Annotated in this window: 4 protein-coding genes and 1 pseudogene; all 5 read right to left on the reverse strand. The window is 67.5% G+C overall.

The annotated features are described in order from the left end of the window. Nucleotides 1-590 (reverse strand): pilus assembly protein N-terminal domain-containing protein (locus tag VTU_RS27460; protein WP_010105551.1); only part of this gene is annotated, 590 nt, incomplete at its 3' end. A gap of 45 nt (nt 591-635) precedes the next feature. Next, a pseudogene (gene cpaB / locus VTU_RS34905) lies at nt 636-1,645 on the reverse strand (Flp pilus assembly protein CpaB). A 79-nt stretch (nt 1,646-1,724) separates the two neighbouring features. Further along, nucleotides 1,725-1,889: a hypothetical protein gene (locus VTU_RS27470; RefSeq protein WP_010105557.1), complete on the reverse strand. Its 165-nt coding sequence runs from the start codon at nt 1,887-1,889 to the stop codon at nt 1,725-1,727. A 140-nt stretch (nt 1,890-2,029) separates the two neighbouring features. Then, the gene (locus VTU_RS0114940; protein WP_050809518.1) at nt 2,030-2,728 is read right to left on the reverse strand and encodes a hypothetical protein; all 699 of its coding nucleotides are present in this window, start codon (nt 2,726-2,728) and stop codon (nt 2,030-2,032) included. After that, a partial coding sequence (locus VTU_RS27475; protein WP_010105559.1) for a hypothetical protein occupies nt 2,620-3,489 on the reverse strand: 870 nt, incomplete at its 5' end. The genes VTU_RS27475 and VTU_RS0114940, both read right to left, overlap by 109 nt.

Raw genomic sequence — 3,489 nt, forward strand, 5'->3', positions numbered from 1 at the left:
TCGCCCAGGTTGTCGCCTTCGACGATGACCTTGTCGCCAATGACGGAGGCCTTGGCGTTGGGGATGGTGCTCAGGAACGCGGCGATCTCGCGCGCATAGCGGCTGGTGTCACCGGGGACGACGTTGATCTTGACGCGCTGGTAGCGGCCCTCCTCGTTCCACACGAACAGCGAGGAGGTCCCGACCTCGTTGGCAAAGATGATGACTTCGCGTTCGTCGAGCGCGGCGGCCGTGAGCACCTTGCCATTGCCCACGGCAATGCGCGCGACGCCGGGGCTGGGAAAGACGCGCGACTCGCCGACGAACATTTCGATCTCGGGCACCTGGGCCTGGTCGTCCGGTTTCTGGATGGGGCGGTAGGGTTGGCCGGAAACGGCCGCCGGAGTCTGCTTTTTGGCCCGCAGCGCCGGTGCGAAGCCGCCACGCGAGAGCGCGGGCGGCGCGGCAAGGTCCGTGGTGTCGGATGCTGGCTGGGTGGGTGTTTGGACCGGCGTTTGGGCGCCGGCAGACAGGGCCGTGGCGCAGGCCAGGGCCAGGATCCAGCGCAATGCGCGGCCTGTAGCGGTGATCGGAATGGTGCGATAGGACATGGGTGGGCGGAGAAACGTCTGCCTGGGGTTAGCTGAGGGGGGAGGTTATGGGGCCGCGCGGGGTGGCACGGCAATCACCAATACACCGGGGTTGCCCGGGGGTTGGTCTGGCTTGGGGTTGAAGGCCAGCAGCCCGGACGGTGGCGCGACCGGCGCGGCCCGCGTGGCCGGTTCATCGGCGCCGCCCTGGTTCGCGGCCTGGCGCAGCGTCAGTTCCTCGGGCTTGAAGTCGCTGCGGCGCCCTCCGTAGAGCACGGGCACCGTGCGGCCCGTCGAACCCGCGGAGTTGGCCAGGGACTGCACGTCGCCGGCGAGGCCCAGCAGCGCCGCCATCGCCGCACTGTCCTCCGCCAAAACCTGCGTGTCCTGCGGATTGCGCAGCAGCGCCGTGATCTTGCCGGCCTCGCGCGCAATGACCACGCTCTGTGCCTGCGCCTGCGTGGTGTCCAGCGTGACCGTGGAGTACTGCCGCCGCTCGCCGCTCTTGGGGTCGTCCACCACGCGTTGGCCGGTGGCCATGACCCGGACGTTTTGCAGCAGGGGAAGGTGGTCTTTTTGCCGCCCTGCTCGAGCGTGAGTATCAGGTCGATCGCGTCGCCTGGCTCCAGCAGACCGGAGATGGAGTTGATCTCATCGACGTGCACGGTGATCGCGCGGCGCCCGATCCCGACGCGCGCGGAAAAACTCGGAGCCTTCTTGGTCTGCATGAGGCTCCAGAGCAGGATTTCGCCCTCCCTGACGTCGTGCTCGACGCTCTGGCCATCGACGCTATCGAATTGCTCGAGCGTGATGGCGTTGGAATGCGCGTAGTCCACCGGAATGTCGCGCGTCGCCACGGTGTCGTTGGACAGGACATCGCCCTTTTTAAGGTCCCGCTTGGCCACCAGCAGGCTGGTGGTCTTGCTCTTGGCGCGCGCCTCGATCGCCGCCGCATGGATGCTCAGATAGCTGCGCGCGCCCAAGGCGGCAAGCAGGCCGATTGACACCGCCACCCCAAAGAGTAGCCAGGACTTGCTGAGCCGCAGCGCGGCGATTCGGGACAGGGAGAGTTTCATGGGACAAGTGGGGCAAGTGGAACAAGGGATACGAAAGATATGGGAAAGATATGGGAAAGATATGGGTCAGGCGGGTGGCTCAGATGGGCAGTGAAATGGCGAAGCTGAACTTTTCGTAGGCGAGTCGGAAGGCCCGGAGCAACTCGAGCAGCACGCTGCTGTCGTCGAGCATGCCGACGCCGAGCGCGAAGGCCAGGGCCGCGCAGACCACGCCGTACTCCACCGAAGATTGGCCGCGTTGCAATGCAGCCCCTCCGATGCGCCTGCGGTGCGCCGGCCTCGAAGGGGCGCCGCCAAATGCCTGGCAACGCCGGTTGCGCGCTGTCCCGGGCTTGGGGACCGCGTCCATGGGGTGCGCACAGCGCGGGGGAAAACGCCAACGATTCATGGCAATGACTCCAACTGGACACTGGTGAGTAGCACGATGCTGGTCTGGCCTTGCGCGCCGCGCGTGATGGTGGCCATGGCCTCCTTGCCCGGGCCGCGGAAGAGCAGGGTCAGGCCGGCGGCTTGTTCGGGAAAGCCGGCGGCACTGTCGGTGGTCATGCTGCGCTCGAGCGCGTAGCCCCGTTCGCGCAAGGCCGCGCCGAGCCGCTGTGCATTGAGCTGCTCGCCGTGCCGGTTTAGCGCCACGAGATGGGTCGCGAACCGGCCGTTGTCCTGCGTTTGCAGGTGGCTGGTGACTTGGGTGCCGGCAGGCAGCAGGCGGCGCCAATGGGCGATCGGCTCCCGGGTCTGCGGCTGCGGGGCACTGGGCAGCTGCGTGACCGCGACCATGCCCCGGCTGCCCCGACCGTCGCTGCCGGGCTCGATCTGCACGGTCAGGTAGTACCCGCCCTCGGCGCGGCCCAGGATCTGCTTGCGACCCAGGCGGTTTTCCACCAGGGGCTGGCCCAGCGTGCGGCGAAACCACGCGGCGGTTTGCTCCGGAGCGGCCTCGGTGGCAAAGCCCGTCAGGCGCATGGGCAGGCCGTTTATTCCCAGTTGCTGGCCGACGCCGTAGCTCTGGGCCTGCGCGGGCAGGGCGACCTCGGGCCAGGGGGCTTGCGCTCTTGCGGCGGGTGCGCCCAGGGCCAGCAACAACAGGCCAAGGCACAGGCCGACGCGCTGGGGCAGGGGCCTGCCTGGCCGCGCAGAAACGGCTCGCGCACCCGGCGGGCGCGGTAGTGGAAGGGCCTGTTGCATGGTCCTGAAGTCTGCTGTCGCGCGGGTTCAGTTCTTGGACTCGTCGGCCTTGAGCCGGTCCTCGGGCACCACGTCCTGCCAGCGTTCCAGGCGCCGAATTGGGGGGCCGATACCTCCCCCAACTCGAAGAGCGGGATGACGATGCCCAGCGCCGCCTCGATCGGGGAGAACAAGCTGTTCAGCGGGACGAGCTTGCCAAAGCGGTCCATGGTCTGTTGCACCGATGCCGCGGCCCAGGGATCGATCAGCACGCTGGTATGGCGCGTGATGCGCAGATCGATCTTGTCGAAAGGCGTGTAGCTGACGATGCCTTCGGGCAGGTTGGCCAGGGGCACGGAGACGTTGACTCGGTAGATGCCCCGGGCTTGCAGGTCGAGCGTTTTGTGGTTCGCCAAGGGCATCAGGCTGAAGGGCTTGCCGTCGCTGCTGCCCTTGAAGGCCTGGCTGTGCGAGGAGCCCTCACCTTCGCCAAAAGTGACCGCGACGTCGGAGAAGTTGCGGATCAGCGGCTTGCCCCGGGGGTCGGTCCAGAGCGGGTTCTGCTGGGCCTGGGAATCGTCGCCGGTTGCCTCGCCGGTCCTGATGGGCGCGTCGGGGTTGCTGAAGTAGCGTCGGCGCACTTCCTCGGCCAGCTGTGCCTCGGGCTTGAAGCCGTTTTT

Origin of the sequence: Verminephrobacter aporrectodeae subsp. tuberculatae At4, assembly GCF_000193225.1 — a bacterium.
In the GTDB taxonomy this organism is placed as follows: Bacteria; Pseudomonadota; Gammaproteobacteria; order Burkholderiales; family Burkholderiaceae_C; genus Acidovorax; species Acidovorax aporrectodeae.